Source organism: Haloferax prahovense (genome assembly GCF_000723845.1).
GTDB lineage: Archaea > Halobacteriota > Halobacteria > Halobacteriales > Haloferacaceae > Haloferax > Haloferax prahovense.
Genome location: NZ_LK053000.1, coordinates 2,435,692 through 2,455,619 on the forward strand (window position 1 = coordinate 2,435,692; position 19,928 = coordinate 2,455,619).

At 66.3% G+C, this 19,928-nt stretch carries 20 protein-coding genes and 2 tRNA genes; 7 read left to right on the top strand and 15 right to left on the bottom strand.

The annotated features are described in order from the left end of the window. Positions 1–61: 61 nt before the first annotated feature. The gene (locus tag BN984_RS12220; protein ID WP_004977450.1) at positions 62–1,204 is read left to right on the top strand and encodes an acyl-CoA dehydrogenase; all 1,143 of its coding nucleotides are present in this window, start codon (positions 62–64) and stop codon (positions 1,202–1,204) included. A gap of 3 nt (positions 1,205–1,207) precedes the next feature. Here the strand turns inward: BN984_RS12220 and BN984_RS12225 are convergent, their stop codons facing one another. Then, positions 1,208–1,522 (bottom strand): hypothetical protein, encoded by a 315-nt coding sequence (locus BN984_RS12225; RefSeq protein ID WP_049968344.1) that lies wholly within the window; start codon positions 1,520–1,522, stop codon positions 1,208–1,210. Between the two features lie 124 nt (positions 1,523–1,646). Here BN984_RS12225 and BN984_RS12230 point away from each other — a divergent pair, with 124 nt between their 5' ends. Beyond that, positions 1,647–1,922 (top strand): DUF7111 family protein, encoded by a 276-nt coding sequence (locus BN984_RS12230; RefSeq protein WP_008092814.1) that lies wholly within the window; start codon positions 1,647–1,649, stop codon positions 1,920–1,922. Positions 1,923–1,950: 28 nt separating this feature from the next. Here the strand turns inward: BN984_RS12230 and BN984_RS12235 are convergent, their stop codons facing one another. Further along, positions 1,951–2,622 carry a protein sorting system archaetidylserine synthase gene (locus BN984_RS12235; protein ID WP_008092815.1) on the bottom strand — a complete coding sequence of 224 codons (672 nt, stop codon included), beginning with the start codon at positions 2,620–2,622 and terminating at the stop codon, positions 1,951–1,953. Positions 2,623–2,787: 165 nt separating this feature from the next. On the opposite strand from BN984_RS12235, the gene BN984_RS12240 reads away from it, so the two are divergent. Then, on the top strand, positions 2,788–3,234 hold the full coding sequence (locus BN984_RS12240) for a cupredoxin domain-containing protein (RefSeq protein WP_008092816.1): 447 nt from the start codon (positions 2,788–2,790) through the stop codon (positions 3,232–3,234). A 125-nt stretch (positions 3,235–3,359) separates the two neighbouring features. Here BN984_RS12240 and BN984_RS12245 read toward each other — a convergent pair whose 3' ends face one another. Genes BN984_RS12245 through BN984_RS12260 form a run of 4 tightly spaced genes read right to left on the bottom strand, consistent with a single transcriptional unit; the run spans position 3,360 to position 5,847 of the window. Next, positions 3,360–4,022: a 30S ribosomal protein S3ae gene (locus tag BN984_RS12245; RefSeq protein WP_049968345.1), complete on the bottom strand. Its 663-nt coding sequence runs from the start codon at positions 4,020–4,022 to the stop codon at positions 3,360–3,362. Then, positions 4,015–4,257: a KEOPS complex subunit Pcc1 gene (locus BN984_RS12250; RefSeq protein ID WP_008092830.1), complete on the bottom strand. Its 243-nt coding sequence runs from the start codon at positions 4,255–4,257 to the stop codon at positions 4,015–4,017. Before BN984_RS12250 ends, BN984_RS12245 begins: the two co-directional genes overlap by 8 nt. Next, positions 4,254–5,375: a hypothetical protein gene (locus tag BN984_RS12255; RefSeq protein WP_049968346.1), complete on the bottom strand. Its 1,122-nt coding sequence runs from the start codon at positions 5,373–5,375 to the stop codon at positions 4,254–4,256. Before BN984_RS12255 ends, BN984_RS12250 begins: the two co-directional genes overlap by 4 nt. Positions 5,376–5,379: 4 nt before the next feature. Then, entirely contained in the window at positions 5,380–5,847 is a 468-nt protein-coding gene (locus BN984_RS12260) for a 30S ribosomal protein S15 (RefSeq protein WP_004977438.1), read from the bottom strand. Positions 5,848–6,091: 244 nt separating this feature from the next. Here BN984_RS12260 and BN984_RS12265 point away from each other — a divergent pair. After that, positions 6,092–6,163, top strand: a tRNA-Ala gene (locus tag BN984_RS12265). Between the two features lie 549 nt (positions 6,164–6,712). On the opposite strand, the gene BN984_RS12270 is transcribed toward BN984_RS12265, so the two are convergent. Beyond that, positions 6,713–6,925, bottom strand: a complete 213-nt coding sequence (locus BN984_RS12270; RefSeq protein WP_004977436.1) for a hypothetical protein — start codon at positions 6,923–6,925, stop codon at positions 6,713–6,715. A 125-nt stretch (positions 6,926–7,050) separates the two neighbouring features. Here BN984_RS12270 and BN984_RS12275 point away from each other — a divergent pair, with 125 nt between their 5' ends. Both BN984_RS12275 and BN984_RS12280 read left to right on the top strand, forming a co-directional pair. After that, entirely contained in the window at positions 7,051–7,686 is a 636-nt protein-coding gene (locus tag BN984_RS12275; protein WP_081909197.1) for a VRR-NUC domain-containing protein, read from the top strand. 105 nt (positions 7,687–7,791) lie between these two features. Beyond that, positions 7,792–7,863: transfer RNA gene (locus tag BN984_RS12280), tRNA-Ala, on the top strand. Between the two features lie 358 nt (positions 7,864–8,221). On the opposite strand, the gene BN984_RS12285 is transcribed toward BN984_RS12280, so the two are convergent. Then, entirely contained in the window at positions 8,222–8,953 is a 732-nt protein-coding gene (locus BN984_RS12285; protein WP_008092840.1) for an HNH endonuclease, read from the bottom strand. A gap of 156 nt (positions 8,954–9,109) precedes the next feature. On the opposite strand from BN984_RS12285, the gene BN984_RS12290 reads away from it, so the two are divergent. After that, positions 9,110–10,624, top strand: coding sequence for a DUF7289 family protein (locus tag BN984_RS12290; RefSeq protein WP_049968348.1), 1,515 nt, complete (start codon positions 9,110–9,112; stop codon positions 10,622–10,624). 57 nt (positions 10,625–10,681) lie between these two features. On the opposite strand, the gene BN984_RS12295 is transcribed toward BN984_RS12290, so the two are convergent. The 7 genes from BN984_RS12295 to BN984_RS12325 are packed head-to-tail and all read right to left on the bottom strand — an operon-like array spanning position 10,682 to position 19,397. Further along, positions 10,682–11,458, bottom strand: coding sequence for a DUF7289 family protein (locus BN984_RS12295; protein ID WP_008092845.1), 777 nt, complete (start codon positions 11,456–11,458; stop codon positions 10,682–10,684). Next, positions 11,455–11,967 (bottom strand): DUF7266 family protein, encoded by a 513-nt coding sequence (locus tag BN984_RS12300; protein WP_008092847.1) that lies wholly within the window; start codon positions 11,965–11,967, stop codon positions 11,455–11,457. Before BN984_RS12300 ends, BN984_RS12295 begins: the two co-directional genes overlap by 4 nt. After that, positions 11,964–12,956, bottom strand: a complete 993-nt coding sequence (locus BN984_RS12305) for a hypothetical protein (RefSeq protein WP_049968349.1) — start codon at positions 12,954–12,956, stop codon at positions 11,964–11,966. Before BN984_RS12305 ends, BN984_RS12300 begins: the two co-directional genes overlap by 4 nt. Beyond that, entirely contained in the window at positions 12,944–13,579 is a 636-nt protein-coding gene (locus BN984_RS12310) for a DUF7288 family protein (protein ID WP_049968350.1), read from the bottom strand. The genes BN984_RS12305 and BN984_RS12310 overlap by 13 nt, the downstream gene beginning before the upstream one ends. Continuing rightward, entirely contained in the window at positions 13,573–14,082 is a 510-nt protein-coding gene (locus tag BN984_RS12315) for a DUF7287 family protein (protein ID WP_008092852.1), read from the bottom strand. Before BN984_RS12315 ends, BN984_RS12310 begins: the two co-directional genes overlap by 7 nt. Continuing rightward, on the bottom strand, positions 14,082–16,124 hold the full coding sequence (locus tag BN984_RS12320) for a type II secretion system F family protein (RefSeq protein WP_008092853.1): 2,043 nt from the start codon (positions 16,122–16,124) through the stop codon (positions 14,082–14,084). Before BN984_RS12320 ends, BN984_RS12315 begins: the two co-directional genes overlap by 1 nt. Continuing rightward, entirely contained in the window at positions 16,125–19,397 is a 3,273-nt protein-coding gene (locus tag BN984_RS12325; RefSeq protein WP_049968351.1) for a type II/IV secretion system ATPase subunit, read from the bottom strand. Between the last annotated feature and the right edge of the window lie 531 nt (positions 19,398–19,928).

Consider the following 19,928-nt stretch of genomic DNA (forward strand, 5'->3'; position numbering starts at 1 on the left):
TCTCAAACGGCCGAGACGGCGCAGGAGAAAATCATAAGCATAGTCGATGACAGACTCACGTATGGACTTCGCGCTCACTGCGGAGCAGAAGCAAATCAAGGACATGGTCTCGGAGTTCGTCGACGAGGAGGTCAAACCTCGCGCGGCGGAGATAGACGAGACCGACGAGTTCCCCGCCGATCTCGTGCGCGAGATGGGCCAACTCGGCTTGATGGGCATGCCCTTCCCCGAGGAGTACGGCGGTGCCGGCCTCGACTATCACTCCTACGCCATCGGTCTCGAGGAGATTTCCCGCGGCTCCGGCGGCCTCGGCACCATCGTCGCCGCCCACACGAGCCTCGCCGGCAACATGCTCTACGAGTTCGGGAACGAAGACCAGAAGCAGACCTACCTGACGCCGGTCAACGAGGGCACCGACATCGGCGCGTTCGCGCTCTCCGAACCCGGCGCGGGCAGCGACGTACCGGCGATGGAGACCACGGCGGTCAAAGACGGCGACGAGTACGTCGTCGACGGCGGCAAGCTCTGGATTTCGAACGGCTCGGTCGCGGACACCGTCGTCGTCTTCGCCAAGACCGACCCCGACGCGGGCAACAAGGGCATCTCGTCGTTCGTCGTCCGCCCTGAGGAGGACGACGGCTTCGTCGTCGAGGGTACGGAACACAAACTCGGCGACAAGGGCTGTCCGACCGCCGAACTCCGCTTCGACGACATGCGCATCCCCGAAGACCGGCTCCTCGGCGACGAGGGCGACGGCTTCGTGCAGGCGCTGAAGACGCTCAACGGCGGCCGCATCACTATCGCGGCGCGCTCTATCGGCATCGCCCGCGCCGCCCTCGACGACGCCGTGAAGTACGCCGGCGAGCGCGAGCAGTTCGACCAGCCCATCGGCGACTTCCAGGCAATCAAACACAAACTGGCCGACATGGACACGAAGGTCCAGGCCGCGAAGCTCCTCATGCACAAGGCCGCGGACCTGAAGATGCGCGACGAGACGTTCATCAAGGAGGCCGCGCAAGCGAAGCTCTACGCCAGCGAAATCAGCCGCGAGGTGGCGAACGAGGGCATCCAGATTCACGGCGGCTACGGCTACACCAAGGACTTCGCCGCCGAGCGCTACTACCGCGACGCGAAGCTCAACGAGATTTACGAGGGGACGAGCGAGATTCTCCGCAACACCATCGGCGACTGGCTCCAGAAGTAACCGTCAGTCGACGACCGACGCGTCCGCGTCGGCCGCCCGGCGCTCCCCGTTTCCGACCCGCTCCGCGAGCCACGCGTGGTACGATTCGACCCGGTCTGCGCCCGCGTCGCTGAGGCCGTACACGTCGTAGATTCCCTCGGTTCGCCGTTCGAGGTGGTCCGCCTCCACGAGCGCGTCGAGCGTCCCGTAGAACGCTTGGGGGTCGATTCGGAGGTCGTAGTAGCGTTCCAGTCGGGTCTTCAGCTTCTGTCCGCGGAGTTCGCCCGCGTCGTAGAGGATGGCACAAAGGTCGCGCCGGCGGCCGCTCTGAAACCACATAGTTAACCCCTCGGTTGAGACACACACGTCACTTTCGTTCCGGTGGCCCTCTACGCCGGTCCGCCGTGCCGACCCGCCCGCCGGAACCGGTAGTTTAGACAGGCCCTACTCCTTAGCGCCTCGCATGACCGACGCAACCGCAGAAGCGAACGGCGTCACCGCGCGGTACTACGTCACCGACTCCGAGCGCGTCCTCGAATTCGACCGCGACGGCCGAACCGCCGCCGTGGCTCAGAACATCGACGGCTACGCTATGCTGAAAGTCCGCCCGACCGCCGACGGCGACGAACTCGAACGCTACTACGGCTTCGACATGGCCTTGGACCACGCCGCGGAGCTCCTCGGCGTCTCACCGCACGACCTGCCGGTCCCGGACGACGCGGCAGACATGGGGATGTGACTCTGGCGCGCGGCTCTCGTCGCGCCGATTAACCCCAGTAGAAGCGCGGCCCCAAAAACAGATAGCCGAGCGCCAAGAACAGCAAGCCGAACGAAAAGCCCTGCCCGAGCGTCCCCGAGCAGACGATGGCGAGGCCCTGCACGACGCCCATGACGAGCGCGTCCTGCGCGTGGAGGTCCGGGTAGGTCACGTCCGAGAGCATGAGCGCGGCCATAACCGCCGAGAGGACGACGAGTAACATCGGCTCGACGAAGCCGACGAGGACGCCCGCCGACAGAATCGTCGCGGCGAGCGTCGTCGGCACGCCGACCGTCTCGTCGGAGCCGCTGTCGTAGGCGGTGTAGAGCGCCAGTCTGACGACCGCGGCCGCGACGAACAGCGCGGCGACGGCGACGCCGGCGACGACCCGAATCCGGTCGAAGCCCCACATCTCGCGGACGACGGTGACGACGAGCAGGGCGGGGGCGACGCCGAAGGAAGCCACGTCCGCGAGGGAGTCGAGGTACGGCCCCGCGTCGGTTCCTCCGTAGCGCCGGGCAACCACGCCGTCGAGGCCGTCGGCCATCGCGGCGAGCAGGATGGCCTTGGCCGCGAGGCGCACGTCGACCGCGGTCAGCACCGCCGCGACGAATCCGAGCGCCGCGTTCCCGGCGGTGACCACGTCGGCGGGCCCCAACCGACCGACGAATCGGGGTCTCATACCGATGCGATTGCGTACCTTCCCTTTCCCTCTTACGTTCCGTCCGTCGGTGGGCGGCTCCGCGCACCGACCCCGAACCGGCGGCGTTCCGGCCGGTCTCGGTCGATTCGGCGGTTCGGCGAGCGAACCATGCGACATTTATCGGTCGCGTCCCGAGAGGCGACCATGCGAAACCACGGGTCCTCGGACGGCGGTCGGACGCGGCGTCAGTTCCTCGCAGCGGCCGGAGCGGCCGCGACGGCCGGCCTCGCGGGCTGTGCGACCTTGATGGCTTCTGGCGACGACTTCGACATCGGAATGACCGCGGTCGCGTTCGACCCGCCGACGCTGACCGTCGAGGTCGGCGACGAGGTCGTCTGGCGGAACACGAGTTCGCGCGGCCACACCGTTACCGCCTACGAGGGCACGCTTCCCGAGGACGCCGCGTTCTTCGCCAGCGGGAACTACGAGACTGAGCAGGCCGCCCGCGACGCCTACTCTAACTCGCTCGGCGGGCTCATCGGGAGCGGCGAAACCTACACGTACACCTTCGACGTGCCCGGCGAGTACGAGTACCTCTGTATCCCCCACGAGCAGGCCGGCATGGTCGGCACCATCGTCGTCGAGGAATAGGCTCGGCGCGCAGCGTCGAATCCGGGATTTAGTTTAGCATCTGACCCGAGAGCGGCGTGGCTCTCGCCCGTCGCGTCGTCGCGTAAAAAGTCGAAATTCGAAGTCGAGCCGTCGGCGAGACGGGCTTACGCTTCGGTCTCTTCTTCGTCCACGTCGACTGCGACGTCGTCTTCGTCGACGCTGACGGCCGCTTCCTCTTCGGCCTCGACCTCTTCGGGGCGGGCCTCGAGGGAGAACTTCTTGACCTCGACGCGGCGCAGGGGGTAGATGACCTTCGCGTCGCCGTAGATGGCCGACGAGAGGCGACCCTCGACGACGCTCTCGGTGAGCGCGTCGTAGGTGTGGCCCGTGATGGCCTCGCGGGTGAGCTCCGTCATGATGCGACGGATCTCGTGTTCCTGGCTGCGGTCGGCCTTCTTCGTGGTGAAGGCGACGGGCTGGAGCTGGACGCGGTAGTCGTCCTTGGTGATAGCCGTGACGTTGGCCTCGATTTTGGACGCGCCGCGGCGGACGAGGCTACGGAGGTAGTCTCGGGTGAGCTCCTGCTGGATGAACTCGGTGTAGGCGGCGTCGCTACCCACGTCGGTAATCTTGAACGTGAGCTTGACGTTGTTGGCGCCCTGGTCGTCGTTGAGTTCGCCGAGGGTGGACTCGACGGTGCGACCGTTGATCTTCTCGGGTTCGTCCGCGAAGGTCGAACCGAGTTCCTTACGGTCGAAATTCTCGGGAGCGATGACGGTGTACCATCGCTTTCCGCGCTTCTGCTTGGAGACGGATCGTTCACTCATGGTTAGTGTCTGTGTGCGTTCGTGTGGCTTCGATGACGGTCTCGGCGACCGTCACGTTGACGACGTAGTCATCGACCGTGGCGTGCAGGCCACCGGTCGAATCGCGTTCGATTGTGGTGATGAGTTCGTCCCCCTCAACTCGGGTGCGCATCGACGCCGTGTTGTCCGGTTCGAGCGCGCCGGCGACGATGCCGGGGTCGCCGTGGGTCGTCCGCAGGGTCGCACGCCGCGTCATCGGCGCACCTCCCTGACGGCCGCGACGACATCGCTCCGCTCCGCCGCGGAGTCGAACGTCATCGTCGCCTCCGACGGCGACCCGGTCGCGGACGCGTCCGGCAGTTCGTTCGCGGCCGCGGCGAGCGCCTCGTCCAGTCCGGCGGGGCCGGTCGAGACGAGGGCCGCGGCACCGACGCCGACCGCGAGAACGGTCGGCTCGGGCGAGCGGAAGTCGCGGGCGAGCCTCGCCACCGTGGCGAGTCGCCCCGGCGACGACAGGTCACAGGAGAGCGCGTAGAGGCTCTCGTAGCGTCCCGTCGTCGCCTGGCGGAGCGCGCCGTGGGTCGCCTGCGCGTGGTCGCGCCACGCGTCGAGCGCCGCGTCTCGAACGCTGTGTCCGAGCGCCAGCGCGACGGCGGTCCCGGGCGACTCCCGGACGGTCGCGTCGAGCACGTCGGCGAAGCCGCCGACGGTTTCGAACGGCCCGTTCGGGGTCGCCTCCGAGCGCAAGACGCGCTCGACGGCGGTCGCCGCTCGGGCGGTCGCCTCACCGGTCGTCGCGTCGATGGCGACGATGGAGGCGACGCGTCTGCGGGCGTCCGCGTCGAGTTCGGCCGGGAGCGACAGTTCGGCGAGCGTCGCCTGCGCGCGCTCCCTGTCGGCCGAAAACGACGCGTGGACGAGCGTCGAGTGCGCCAGCCCGTCTGCGAGGTCGCCCGTCGGGACGGCCACGCCGGGTCCGGCTTCGACGCCCGCGTCGGCCGCGGCGTTCGCGAGGTCGGTGTCGTCGTCCGGGGCTACGCCGGCGGCGTGGAAGCAGGCCAGCGCGACCGCCGGGTCGGGGTCGACTCCGAGTTCGCGGACGATAGAGACGGCGTCGGTCGGGTCGAGTTCGAGGTCCGCATCGGCGTTCGACAGGCCCACGACTGCCACAACGTCGTCGTTTGCGACAGTGTCGGGGGCGTCGGTCGCGCGGATGCGGAAGGGGACGTCGAGTGTCCTGAGCGCCCGGCCGATGACACCGGCGGCCGCGACGGCGGCACCGCTCGCGCTGACGCGGAGGCGAACGAACGTCGCCTCGCGGAGCGTCGCGGCGGCGTCGGCGGCGGGTGTCTGTTCGGCGGGGCTCACGGACATTCAGTTATTCTTCGAGGAGTTCGACAGCGACGTCGTAGCTGTAGGTGAAGTCGTCGTCGAGCTTGTCGCCGCGGTAGTACGAGACGAGGCGGCGAATCTTCGACTCCGTGTTCTGCAGGGCGCGACGGTTGGACTTGTCCTGCTGGTTCTCCTCCATGTGCTCGCGGAGGCGGACGGCGCGCTCCATGAGGTTACGGAGGTCCTCGGGGAGGTCGCCTGCGGCGTCGTTCTCCTCGAGGATGGTGGTGACCTTCTTGCCCGTGGCGAGCTTGACGTCCGGGACGGGAACGCCCTTGACGCCTTCGTCGCGCAGGGACAGGCCGATCTGGCTCGGGTCCTTGCCCTGTTCTGCAAGTTCGACGACGCGGGCTTCGATGTCAGCCGCGTCGACGTCGCTCCACTCCGGTGCTTCGTCTGCCACCGGCTTGTCCGAGCTGGACGAGCCACGGCGGCGGGTGTGCATTCGTGCCATTGTTGCGGGTTGGAACCGCACTGACCGCAGAAACGAGTACCCCGCAGTCGTATCACCGACTGCTGGGGCACTACCGCAATCCCAAGCCCGAACCGGGCGAGTCAGATTTGCGGCCGTGCTGGATTCCCATCGTGTTGTCCACGCGCGCCGGGTTAAACCGTTTCGACTCGGATTCGACTCGGCCTCAACTCGCCTCGGACGGAATCGAAGGGCTTCTAAACGGGCGACGGCTACCAGAAGGTGCGGGCTCGTAGATCAGGGGTAGATCACTCCCTTGGCATGGGAGAGGCCCCGGGTTCAAATCCCGGCGAGTCCATTTCTGAACGAAGTGAAGAAATGACGAGACGAGCGCTTGCCGTAGCGAGCGCGTGGATTTGAAGCCCTGGAAGTCGCGCGCAGCGAACATCGTGAGCGAGCACGTCTTCCTCCGGGTTCAAATCCCGGCGAGTCCACTCACTTCCTTTCGGTCACTTCGTTCCCTTCAGTCGTTCGTGGACTCGCCGACGTCCCACTCGCTCCGTCTGCGGGCGACCCGCGAGTCGCCCGCATGGCATGCGAGACGGCAGTGCCGTCTCGCTCTGCTCGTGGGACTCCCGGCGAGTCCACTCTGAACGAAGCGAAGAAATGGCGACCGGGCACCCGCCGTAGCGAGTGCGTGGGTTTGCCTGGAAGTCGCGCGCAGCGAACCGTGTGAGCGAGCACGTCTACTCCCGGGGTCAACCCGGCGAGTCCTGCAATCGCACTCGAAGGACTGGTGGATTCCGGGTCAACCGTTTGCCCCGCTATGGGCGTCCCACAAGTCCGGTAATCGGTATCCGAGCTACCGCGGCTGAAAAGATGCGACGCGTCAGCGCCTCCCTGCGGCTCACGCCTCGTCTTCGAACACGCTCATGTCCTTCGCCGCGAGGTCGGTCACGTGCTTGACAATCTCAGGGTCGACCTGCGCGATATCGTCCCCGTCGTGGACCTGTTCGTTGTGTCGCTCGATGGCGTCCGCGACCTCGGAAAGCGAAACGCGCGTGGTCGTGTCGCAGGCCTCGCACACGACCGGGACTTCGGGAGCGTCGTCGTCAGTCATACCGAATCGTTCCGTCAGCGACGGAAAAAACGAGTCGGTTCGTTGCCGGGAGCGGAGAAACGTTTGGAACGCGTCTCGGCCGTTCCAACAAGTCAATACGGGATAACGCCGACAGCGGTTACACGATGCAATACGGTGCCGGCGATTATGAACTCGTTTTCAGGCGGTTGACGGGGACCAGCACAATCGAGGGGCGAACCTACCTAGAGAAGGATTGGGCGACAGACACGGCGTCGTACCCAGAGTCGTTCGAATCGCCAGAAACGTACGAGTATTGCTACGAGGGCGATGCGGTCAACGCCGAGGACTTGGTTTCGACTTACCTCACCGAGTGTCTCGGCGGCCTCGTCATCAATATCGACAGCACGCGGAATCAGCCCGTCCTCGATGGCGAACAGTTCGTAGAACCGGCGTGGGAGACCGATAACTTGGACGAACACGGTCGATTTTCGCGTGTCAGATTCGCGGACGCGATTGAACGCGGCCTCCGCGAGATCGCCGGACCGATGCGGACCGACGCGTCTGAAACGGTTCTCACTGAAATATTCGACCGAGCCGAACCCATCGAGCGCGTGCGTGAGGCGCTCGGGTTCTCCGGCGCACCGGACCTCGTTGGCATCGACCAACAGCTGTTCGGCGGCCCGGTTCTCGTGGAAGTCAAAGCACACACGGACCAGTTTCAGGACACCCAAGAGCATTGGATGGGGACGTTCCGAAACCTGTTCACGGATGTGTACGTCTGTGAAGTTCGGCCCGCGTAGACAAGGGACAACCACAACGGAATGCGATCTGTGTCCGCACCCCACAGCCGTCGAACGATTCGAAGCCCTTATTTATCCGACCGGGGAATGAATGATTGCGTTTGAGGGCTCGTAGATCAGGGGTAGATCACTCCCTTGGCATGGGAGAGGCCCCGGGTTCAAATCCCGGCGAGTCCATTTCTGAACGAAGTAAAGAAATGACGAGACGAGCGCTCGCCGTAGCGAGCGCGTGGATTTGAAGCCCTGGAAGTCGCGCGGAGCGAACATCGTAAGCGAGCACGTCTTCCTCCGGGTTCAAATCCCGGCGAGTCCACTCACTTCCTTTCGGTCACTTCGTCCCTTCAGTCATTCGTGGACTCGCCGACGTCCCACTCGCTCCGTCTGCGGGCGACCCGCGAGTCGCCCGCATGGCATGCGAGACGGCAGTGCCGTCTCGCTCTGCTCGCGGGACTCCCGGCGAGTCCGGCAATCGAACTGGGTGATAATTCAATCCGGATTCGTCTGTGAGCGCCCCAGCGGTCGGCACACGCTATCGTTACCCAACGAGCGCCGCGAGCCCACCATCACCCGTCACCGCGAGGGCGATTCCGGCGATGAGCAAGAGGACGCAGATGAGCGTCAGGCCGATTGCGATGCCGATTCGCCTGGCGTTTCGGTAGTATATTTTCGTCGTCTCTTGGGGGAGTTCGTCGTCGTCGCCGCGCTCCAGAACCTCCTCGATGGCGCTGGAACTCGCTCCCGAGGTGCGACACGAATGATACGCCAAGAGGGTGAACCCCGTGGATAGCACCCACGCGAGTCCGCCGAACCCGACGCCGACGTTCGCCAGCGCGGAGACGTCCGTCACGACGTCCGCTTGGAGGAGCACCGTGACGCCCGTCCCGAAGACGCTCGCGATGAGGACGTTCAGTTTCGTTATCTCGATGGCGTCGCCCGCGAACGCCTCGACCGTACTCGCGTGGTTTCTCGCCTTCGCCCGCTCGCGGAAGTCGCGCTGGAGGCTCGACGCGATTCTGTCGCCGAGTTCGCCCATGTCGAACCTCCGGTGGCAGTTCGGGCACAGCGTGACGAGATTCTCGGGGTCGTCGGGGTTCTCGAAATCCCGCGCCGGGCGCTGATGGGCGACCTCGAGAACGTTCGAGCCCTCGTCGTACTCGCGCCCACAGTGCTGGCACGTGTAGTCGTCGCGGCGAAATATCCGCTCGTGGTCGATGGTTCTCCGCCTTCGCGTCGTCCGCCCGGTCGTCGTCTCGGCATCCTCCGACATTGGTCACTCGTCTGTCTGTCTCGTATCCCGGTGAAATTCGTTTTCCATGACACGGGGCCTCCGACGCGGCGCAGGCCAGTCCCAGCGAACGATTCCACTTACCAGACTGTCAGGTACCCCGCGAGGTTTTCACCCCGCGTCGCCTCCAGTCAGGTAATGAGCGGTCGTCCCCGTGTTCCACTGGTCTATCGCGTCGTCAGAGACCGGACGGCGCAGACCTCGCCGATTGCGGTCGTTCTCCTGTTGGCGATTACGGTCGCCGGAACGACCGCCGTCGTCGCGCTCGGCGGGGTCGCCCTCGAGGAGACGAAACAGGAGTCCCAACTGACGCGCGCCGAGCACTCGATGACGCTGTTCGACTCGCGGGTCGCCATCGCCGCGCTCGGCGAGGGAGAGACGCAGTTCGTCGACCTCGGCGGGACCGGCGGCGGTACCTACGTCGTCGACGACGACACCGGCTGGATACGCGTCACGCACAAGAACTACACGGACGCCGGCGACGACCAAGAGCTCTACAACGAGTCCCTCGGAAGCGTCGAGTACCGCGACGGCGACGCCCGAATCGCCTACGAAGGAGGCGGTGTTTGGCGCACGCAGGACGGCGGCACGACCATGGTCTCGCCGCCGGAGTTCCACTACCGCGGCGCGACGCTGACGCTTCCGGTCGTTCGGGTCGCCGGCGACGGGTCCGCGTCGGGCGACGTGTCCGCGAGAGTCTCGGCGACCGAGCGCGCTCGGCGTGTCTACCCCAACGAGACCGCGAGCTACGACGAGCTACCGACGGCCAGCTTCGATAACCCCGTCAGCAACGGAACGGTCGTCGTGACGGTCCACAGCGACCACTACCGAGGATGGGCCTCGTTCTTCGAGTCGCGGAGCGAGGGCACCGTGACGGTCGACGACGCCAACCGGACCGCGAGCGTGGAACTGGAGACGCTCGGGCTCGTCGGCGAGTTCCAGATGCCGAACGAGGGCACGTCGGTCGACGTGCGCGGGATGGCCGCGAACCACAACGTCTCGACGTTCTCGCTCACGCTCTCGAACGACCAGCACCTCCAGAACATGGAGTGGGGGCTGTACTACGACGGCGACCAGAAGGACCTCGAACTCCACGTGCAGGCGGACGACAAGTGCAAGAGCGGGAGTTACGACGGCACGTTCGACCTGACGCTCTACTACGCCACCGAGGACGGCAAGTACCACGGCTGGCAGGCGACCGACCTCGACCCGGACACGAGCGACGCGGTGAGCATCGACTGCACGGCCAGCACTCCCGAACTCACCGTCGACTTCACGAGTTCGGAGACGATGACCTACGGCGACATCCAGTCGGACAAGGGCTTCGGCAACCAGAACAAGTGGCAGTTCGCCCCCGAAATCGTCGACGGCGAAGCCTACGACAGCGTCACTTTCGACGAACACGACGCCGACAGCGGCCAGACGTTCTCGAAGGCCGACGGCGACACCGCTCAGATGGACTTCGTCGTCAACCACTACTTCTCGCTGGCCGCGCCGCAGTTCGAACTGACCGTCACGGACGGTCCGGGCAACAGCCAGAGCGTCGACGAGTCCGGGTCGCGCGGCGAACTCGACTACGACCAAGCCGAGGGCGGCCAGTTCATCACCTTCCTCCACGTCACGGAAAACGAGGTCGAAGTCGAAGTCCAGTAAGCGGGTGCGTCTCCCGACCGACCGTCACGGCGGTGTCCGACCCCGGGTTTCAGTCTCTCAGTCGGCGAACGTCATATCGACCGACGTCGAGACGACGTAGACGCGCTCTGCCCCGTTCACGTAACACGAGACGCTCGGATAGCTGTCGGGTGTCGCGGCCGGGACGACCGGGTCGCAGGTCACGTCGGGACGGCTCGATAGCTCCTCGCGCCAGAGCGCCGCACGCGGGGAGCGAACGGTTAGATTCACGTCGTACTGCCCGTCGGTCCGCGCGGCCAACACGTCGCTCGCGGCCTTGTCGGCTCGGATGAGGAACGTCCCCGACCCGCCGACCGAGGTCGTCGCCTCCTCGTCGGGGCGCGTCACGAACGCCGGAATCAACACCCGCTCTTCGGTGAGGACGAACGATGGCCGCCGGACGAACGTCCCGCTGTCGCCGCGAGTCCTGAGAAGCGCGTCGAACGCGTAGACGACTCGCTCGTCGCTTGAATCGGCCGTGTAGACGACCGGCGAGACGTCGTAGGTGTTCGTGAAGTTGACCGACGGGTCCGACGTCAACTCCCCGGAGACGACGAACTCGACGGGCCGGTCGAGGGTCAAGCGAGCGTCCTGAAGTTTCACCTCCGTGGCCCGACTCGGCGCGCCGCGGTCGGCGATGTCCTCCATGTTGTCGCCGAGGATGTCGAGCGCGCGCTCGGCGTTGTTGACGCGCTCCACGTCGCGGGCGTCTTGGAGGCCGGTCATCCCGACGGCACTGACGAGACCGACCATCGAGAGGACGATGGCGAAGACGAAGACGAACCCGAGCGTGTCGCTCACCGCGCGGTCGCTCACGAGTTCACCTCCAGCCCCGACGACGGGTCGTAGGTGATGGTCACGTCGCCGCCGTCGACTCGGCTCGCGGTCAGCGAGGTCTCGGTCGAGACGGGGACGCGGACCGTCACCTCGGGGTCGGTCGAAGTGAGCACGAGTTCGTTCGGCGACCCCGACACCACCTCGATGGAGTAGGTCGTGCCGGCGACCCTCGGGGGCAGTCGTACCGTCGCCTCGACCCGCGACTCGCCCGGTGCGGCCCCGATTCGGTCGACCGATTCGATGCCGGCCGCGAGCCGGTTTCCGACCACGTCGAGTTCCGTCTCCGTGACCCGCTCGCGCTCGTCGGAGACGAAGCCGCCGGCGGCGACCAACAGCCCCGAGATGAGAACGACCGTGATGGAGAGCGTGAGGACGTAGCCGAGCGCCGTTGAGACGCCGCGGTCGGTCGAACGGGAGCGGGCGCGGCGCCCGCGGCTCCCGCGCCGAACGCGGTTCTCCCGGTCGTCCGGGGCTATCGGTGGCGTCACGCAATCTCACCCGGCGCGACCCGAAGCTCTCGGTAGACGTACGCCTCGCCCGTCTCGTAGACGTACGAGACGTTGACGGCGTACAGCGCCTGCTCTGCGACCGGCGACGACCCGCTCCCGGCGGGCGCGTACTTCGCCGCGTCGAACACCGTCGCGTTCGTCTCGTTCACGTACAGTTCGTAGGTCCCCTCGGCCTGCACGGCGTTCCGGTACGAGAGCGTGACAGGGCCGTCGAGGTCGGTGTGGACCGCATCGAGCGGGTCGCAGGTGGCCCCGTCGAGTCGGCCGTCGGCAACGTCAATCGTGACGTAATCGCCCGCGTCGGCCGCCACGCCGCAGGTCGTCCGGCTCCCGCCGGCGTCCTCGACGGTCACGAAGACCCGCGTCGAATTCCGGTAGACCTCCGTCTCGACCGCGTTCGTCCCGTCGTCGACGACGAGCTCGAACGCCGACCCGCTACTCGTCGCGAGCGAGTCGCGCGAGACGTTGAACCGGACGCCGCGGACGCCGACGCCGCTGGCGAGCGTCCAGTCGGTCGTCTCGTTCCCGTCCGTGAAGTTCCGCGCCGCGTCGGTCTGCGAGATTCGGGTGCCCTCGACGTGGTCGACGCGCGAGGCGTTCGTCGCGGCTCCCCTGACCGCGGCGAGCGTCGCGGTCGCGTCGCTCCAGTTGCCGAACGTCTCGTCGAACGAGCCGGCGAGTTCGCCGTACGTTCCGCCCTCGCGGTTGGCTTCGTCGAGGAGGAGTCCCGCACCGGCTTCGACCGTTCGGCCGTGGCTCACGGCCCCGTCGAGGCTCGTATCGGTCGTCCGCGTGGCGAGGTTCTCCGTGTAAATCGCGGTGTTGAGCGTCAGCGCGAGACCGACGAGGAGGACCGCGATTGCGAGGGCGGCGACGAGCATCAGTTGACCGCGGTCGTCGCCGGTGAAGCGCACGGCTCCCGTCGCCTCGTCCCTCGGGCCGTCGAACGCGTCGGTCACATCCGCCATACGACCACCTCCACTTCGACGACGCCGTAGAGCGGCCCCGCGCTCCCGTCTTGGATGAAATACGTCTCGTCGCTCGCGGCGGCGACCGATTCGAGCGTCTTGGTCGTCTCGACCGCGCGAGGCTCGCCGCCCGGCGACGTTCCCGGCTCGGTCAGCGCGTCGTCGTCCGCGAGCGTCACGACCCGAGTCCGCGAGACGGCGTGGTCGCTCGGTTCACCCATGAACACGAGTCGGCTCGTCCGGCGGACCTCCCGGTCGCGGAGGTAGTGTACGTAGACGTTGAACGCGATGCCGCGGTCCAAGAAGGACTCGTCGAGCATCGTCCCGAAGGCGGTCGGCGGGCCGCCGTCGACGTAGTAGCCGCGCGCGTCGATGCCGTAGAAGCTCCCGTTTTCGGGGTGCGTGAACAGGAGCGTCCGCTTCAGCGCGCCGGTCTCGGCGGCCGCCGTCAGGACGCCGTCGGCGACGGCGGCCTGTTGGTTCTCGATGTGCTGGCTCGACGTACTCGCGGTCAGGGGCGTCACCGCGGTCACCTGCAACGCGAACGTGACGCTGGCGAGGAGCACCATCGCGGCGACGATGGCTTCGAGCGCGTGGGCCTGTGCGCGAGACACGGTCACCACACCCTCACCGATAGCTCGTGGAGCTCGCCGTCGAGGAGGATTGCCCGCCGAGCGGCGACGACGCTCCGGGTTGTCGGGACCGGCTCGCCGGTCGTCTCGACGACGGTCCCACCCCGCGAGAGCGTGACGTTGAGTCCGTAGGACGCGTCGATTCCGGTCGCGGCGTTGGGGTCGGCGCTCCCGTAGTCGCAGTCGCCGGGCGGCGGGTCTCCGTCGAAGAACGCCTCGGTGCAGGCCGCGTCGAGCGCGTCCGGATTCTCGTCGTCGACGAGCAGGCGCTGGGTGAGCGAGTCGGCGGCGCGGTTCGCGACGAGCGGGCGGTCCTGTTCGGCCTCGAAGGGGTCGAGAATCTGCGGGATGGTGCCGACGACCCACGCGACCGCAAGGAGGAAGATGCCGACGCCGACGGCGAAGTCGATGGTCGTCTGGGCGCGGGTGCTCCGGCCGGGAGCTCCGCGTCGGCCGTCACTGCGTCGGCCGTCGCCGCGGTCGCGTCGCCGCATCAGCCGACCACCATCCACACCGCGAGCGAGAGCGTCTGGAGGATGACGACGAACTTGACCCCCGAGAGGAGGTCCGCGTTGCGGATGTAGCCGCTGATGAACCCCGAGAGCATCGCCTGGATGGTGACGCCGTGGAAGAACAGAAGCGACAGCAGGTCGGGGTCGATGCCGCCGCCGAAGCTCGGGCCGCCGGTCGTCGCGCCGCCGGAACTCGACGCCTGCGAGGAGAGGCCGGCCATCACGTCGAGGAACTGCGTCTTCAGGATGGCCATCACCGCCAGCAGCGTCACGTAGGTCATGAGGATGATGGCGACCTGCATCCGGGTCCGCGAGATGCGCTCGCGCTCGATGTCGTCCTGGTTCTCGGAGGCCTGCGCGGCCGTCGTTAGGACCTCGGTTATCTGGCTCGACGCCTCCTGGGCCTTCGTGATGAGCTTGACCGTCCGGGCGAGCCGCGGGATGTGGTACTTGTTGTTGAACTCGACGAGCGCCTCTCTGAGGCTCATGCCGTAGTGGACCTTCGCGTACATCACCTCGAACTCGTCCGCGAGTTTCCCCGAGGAGGTGTCGGAGACGGTCTTGATGGACTCGAGGAGCGTCTGGCCGGTGTCGTTCGCGCTCGACAGCTTTCGGAGGTTGTCGGAGAGCTTCCCCGTGATGGCCGACCGCGAGTGGACGTTCCACTCGTGGAAGACGGCGAGCGGCACCGCGACGAGGTAGACCGGGACGTAGAACCAGATGAACGTCCCCCAGACGGGGTTAGCCACCATCCCGTCCCACGTCGTCGGGGCGGCACCTTCGACGACGGAGACGGCGAGGAGCGAGAGCGCCGCGGGCACCGTCAGCGCGAGGGTGAAAAGCGGGTGCCGCTTGAAGAACAGATGCGGGCGGCGCAGGAGCTCTTTGGTCTTGAACGTCCCCTCGCGGGATTTGATGCGCGAAAAGAGGCTGAACTCGCCGACGTAGCTCTCGACGAGCCCCATGTGGACGAGCCCCTCGCGCTGTTGACCCTGCAGGCGGTCGCTCTCGTCTTCGGGGCTGAGGAAGCCGTCGCCGATTTCGTCCTGCTTGACCGTCGAGACGAGGACGAGGAAGCCGACGCCGGTCAGCGGGATGAGGCCGTAGACGGTCGCGTACAGCAGCCTCGACTGGGCCTCCCCGAGCATGCTCATGATGACGAGGATGATGATGAGAAGCAGCGGAAAAAGCGAGAGCGTCATGTACATCTCGCCGAACAGCTCCATCGTCTCCAGCGTCTGTTCTTGCTGTTGTTTCGCGGTCCGGAGGTGTTTGTCCTTCTTGTCGTCGAGGAAGCCCTGCATATTACCGCCGGAGTTGACGATAGAGAGCATGTCCGTCAGGAACTGCGAGAGGTCGTCCGAAGGGGTCAAAATCGCCTGCTGCCGGATGGCGTTGCGGTAGTCGGTCCCGAAGTACTCCGTCTCCTGGACGATGCTCTGGAACTCCCGGGAAACCTCGCCGTAGGTGTCTTCGGCGCGCGCCATCGCCTCCAGAATCTCCAGTTGGTTCAGCCCGCCCACCGAAAGGGCGTACATGAACGAGATGGAGTCCGACAGGAGCATGTTTATCTCGCGCTTGCGGGCGGACGCCGTCGAGTACGGAATCGCGACGAGCGTCCCGAAGCCGCCGGCGAAGCCGAGCGACCCGAAGACGAGCCCCGAGACGACGACGGCCGCGGGCATCGCGAGCGACCGGAGCGTGGCCGCCGTGGACTCGCTTCCGACCGGAATCCCGAGGCTCACCGAGTCCGCCGAGACGAGGCCGAGCGCGAAGACGCCGTAGCCGACGGCCATCCCGACGAGCCACAGTGCGAGGCCGACGAGCACGCCGATAGCGAGCGCCCGCGAGAGGTAGAGTTCGACGGTGTCGGGCATCCGTGCCTGCTGCAACTTTTCTTCGATGTCGGCGACGAACTCGCCGTCCTCGTCGAAGATGAGCTGAAACAGCGGGTAGAAGGCGTCGCCGAGGGTGTCGGTACTGCGGTCGAGGCCGCCCGAGGTCTTCGAGTCGAGGTTGCTCATCTACTCGCCCTCTTCGGAGTCGGTCCCGCGAGCGCCCGCGTCGTCGTCCTCGTCGCCCTCGTGCGGGTCGTCGGCCTCGGCGGCCTCGAACCCGCCCCACGTCTCGTCGGCCGCGTCGTCGGGGTCGGCCCTGTCGGGTTCGCCTCGCCCCGCCGTGCCGTCCGAAGCCGCGGTCGAGTCCGACCCGTCGTCGATGCCGAACGCGCCGAAGAAGTCGTCGAGGTCCAGGTCGTCGCCGTTGGGGTCGGGGAAGGAGGGCGCGTCGTCGAAGCCGAACGCCCCGCCGGGGTCGCCGAAGCCGGTCGGCTCGTCGCCCTCGCGGTCCGCGTCCGCCTCGTCGCGCCCGGCCTCCAGCGCCGGCGTCTCGTCCTCGCCGTCGAGCGACGACGGCCCGTCGTCGCCCTCGATTTCGGAAGTTTCGTCGCCGGCGTCTAGTTCGTCGCGGTCGTCTCCCTCGTCGAGTTCAGGGTCTCGGGTCGACGCGTCGAGCGAGTCGAGTTCGCCGCGCTCGCCGGGCGTCGCCTCCACGTCCGACTCGTCGCGCATGTGGTTGAGCGCCTCCGCGACCTCGCCCACGTCGCGGCCGCGGTAGTCGGGGAACAGCTCCTCTTCGGCCCGGCGGAGGATTTCCTTCGCCAGCTTTCGGACGTGTTCCGGCGGGTCGGGTCGCGGGACCATCGCCTCGCTCTCGGGGTCGATGTTGATGTGGACCGACTCCATCTCCCGGAGGTCTTCGAGGCTCCGTTCGAGGTCGTCGGTCGCCATCAGTCCGAGGATGGTGTCTTGGTCGTTGATGAACGCCTGGAACGTCGCCGCGACCTGCGTGTAGGTGTTGAGCCCGCGGTCGATGAGGTACGCGAGGATGACCTGTCGCTTGAACACCTCCAGTTCGAGCGTCTCCTGATTCCAGCCGCGGTCGAACTTGATCTCTTCGAGCGTGTTCGACGAACCCATCTGGAGGAACTCGTCGGTCTCGGCCTGCCACTGGTAGACGTCTTGAACGTTTATCTCGTCGTTCTCGGGGTCGTAGTGGTTGATTTCGGTGAGCGACTTGTTCCGGCGCACCTTGTTGCCGCCGACCCGCGTCGAGGTCTGGATGGACACGAGGTCGAGGGCGGTGAACATCGTCTTCGAGACGTTGATGGGCGCGGTCGTAAACCGCTTGAGCACCTCGCCGACCGAGTCGGCGTGGAACGTCGTGTAGGTGGTGTGACCCGTGGACATGACCTGAAACAGGGTCCGGCCCTCCTCGCCGCGAATCTCGCCCATGACGATGTAGTCCGGGCGCTGGCGGAGCGCGGCTTCGAGCAGGTCGAACTCGTCCACGTCGCCTTTGTCGTCGTCCGCGAACGACGGCCGGGTGACGGAGGCGATCCAGTTGCGCTGGGGCAGTTCGACCTCGCGGGTGTCCTCGATGGAGACGATTTTCGTGTTCGACGGGATGAAAAGCGAGACGGCGTTGAGCGAGGTGGTCTTCCCCGACGCCGTGCCGCCCGCGAAGATGAGGCTCTTGTCGTTCTCGATGCAGAGCCAGAGGAACGCCATCTCCTCCAGCGAGAACGTCGACCAGTTGATGAGGTCGATGGGCGTGAAGGGGACGTCCTTGAACTGGCGGATAGTGTAGTTCGTCCCGTGGTCCGACACCTCGCGACCGAGGGTGAGTTGCGCGCGCGACCCGTCCGGGAGCGTCGCGTCCACCTGCGGGCGGCGCTTCGAGATGCCCTTCCCGGAGCGTTGGGCGAGTTTCACGACGAAGTCGTCGAGTTCGCCCTCGCCGTGGTAGACGTTCGAGATGATCTGTTCGTAGTCGGAGTGGTAGACGAACACCGGCGAGTTGTAGCCGTCGCAGGAGATGTCCTCGACGTTGATGTCGTGTTTGATGCCGTCGATGCGCTCGTAGCCGATGAAGTCGCGGCGGAGGTAGTACTGGAGCTTCCGGACTTGGTAGTCGTTCAGGTCGTCGGCGTCGTCGGCGAGGACCGCCGGTTCGGGTCGGGCGGCGATACCGTCGATGCCGCCGAGCGGGGCGTCATCGTCGGCGTCGCGGGCGCGGCCGCCGAAGACGGAACCGAACCCGAGTCGGGACCCGATACCGCCGAGTCCGCCGAATCGCCCGGCGGTCGCGGGAGTCGCCGAAGAGCCGTCCGTCGACCCACCTCCGCCACCGAGGAAGCCGTCCAGTCCGAGCCGAGACGCGAGGCCCGAAGACTCCGCCGCCGCGTCAGTGGCCGAACCGTCGTCGCTTTCGCCAGCCGCGGATGCCGACGCCGGCGGGTCGTAGAGGTCGTACCGCGAGAGCAGTTCGTACGTCTCGGCCTCGATGACCCGTCCGCGGTTGTCGCGGCCGCCCTCGACGACGCTTTCGTCCCCGTACTTGATGGCGGTCCGAAGCTTGTTCGTGAGGAACTCCGTCAGGTCGTCTTCGATGCGGTTCAGGTACGGTTCGACCACGTAGTACTTCTTCTCGTTTTCTTTGACCGAGTGGAAGATGATGACGAACGCGTAGGGCTTGTTCACCCAGTAGCGCTCGACCTCGCGGAAGTGCGTCTTCTTCTCCATCGGGACGGCCTTCTCGAGGTCGTAGCGGTTCGCCAGCGTGGTCGTGCCGTCGACGCTGGAGAAGAACGCGTCCTCGTCGAACTCGGGGTCGACATCGACCGTTCGCTCCTCGACGACTGCGTCGAGTTCCTCGGCGCGCTGGCCGGCCCGCGCGAGCGCGTTCTCGATGTAGTCGGGGTCGAACCCGAGCGCCTCTTCGGCGTCGAAGCGGACGATGTCGCCCTCGGAATCCCGCGGGCGGGAACCGTCGTCCTCGTAGTAGTACTCCCGCTTGTAGTGTTCCCACAGCCAGACGTCCTTGACGACGGGGGTCGTCTCGGGGTTACAGAAGGCTTCGAACTGCTCGTTGATGTCCGTCGCGTGCGCGCCGCGCTTACCGATGAACTCCGCCGCGTCGACCGGGTGACAGTCGAGGTACTCTTCGGGGTCGAGGTCGACGCGCTCCCAGTCGGTCCGGGTCGGCGTCGAGGCCGCCCGCTCGTCGTCTTCCTCCCACCGGGACGTGCCGGGCGCGTCGCGTCGCGTCCGCGGATCGGTCCCGTAGAGGGCTTCCACGTCGCCGTCGGTTCCGTACTCGTCGAGAAAGTCTGCCCACGTGTACGACCCGACGCGCGCGTTCGACGCCTGCTCCGGAGCGGTGTCGCTCTCCACGGGCGGTGTTACATCACCCGTTAACGCCTTTCGCTCCCCTCCGTCGGCGTCGTCGGTTGCCATTGTCACCGGGTATCCGGGCCGATGGAAAAGTCTTTTTCTCAGCTAATTCACAGTTTAAGTCCTGTTTAAGTTCTATTTTTATACCATTTTATCAGGGAAGGTCGTGGCGACGCATCCAGACCGCCGGCTAAATCGGGGCTTTATCGCGGCGTGAACCGGGGCGAATCGAGGGACGCCCGTAGAATAGTGGTTTTCTGATATGTCGTGCAGCACGGGAGACGGGCTGTCGCCGTTGCGGGCCGGGGTTCCGCCGTGGAGACGAAAGAGCGGTGAGTCAGAGACGTTTGCGACGGGACTGGACTCCGGGATTTGCGATTTCTACCGCGGCCGTGCAGCGAGGAGCGTCGCGACGAGCGAAGCGGGCGTGGCGGGAGTCCCGCGAGCAGAGCGAGTGGGACTCAGGAACGACCGCTGAGCGAACGAAGTGGCGAACGGTGTGACGGGATTGAGCGAATCCGGAGGATTCGCGATGTTCGTCGCGGCCGCTGAGCGAACGAAGTGAGCGAAGCGGGCGTGACGGGAGTCGAACCT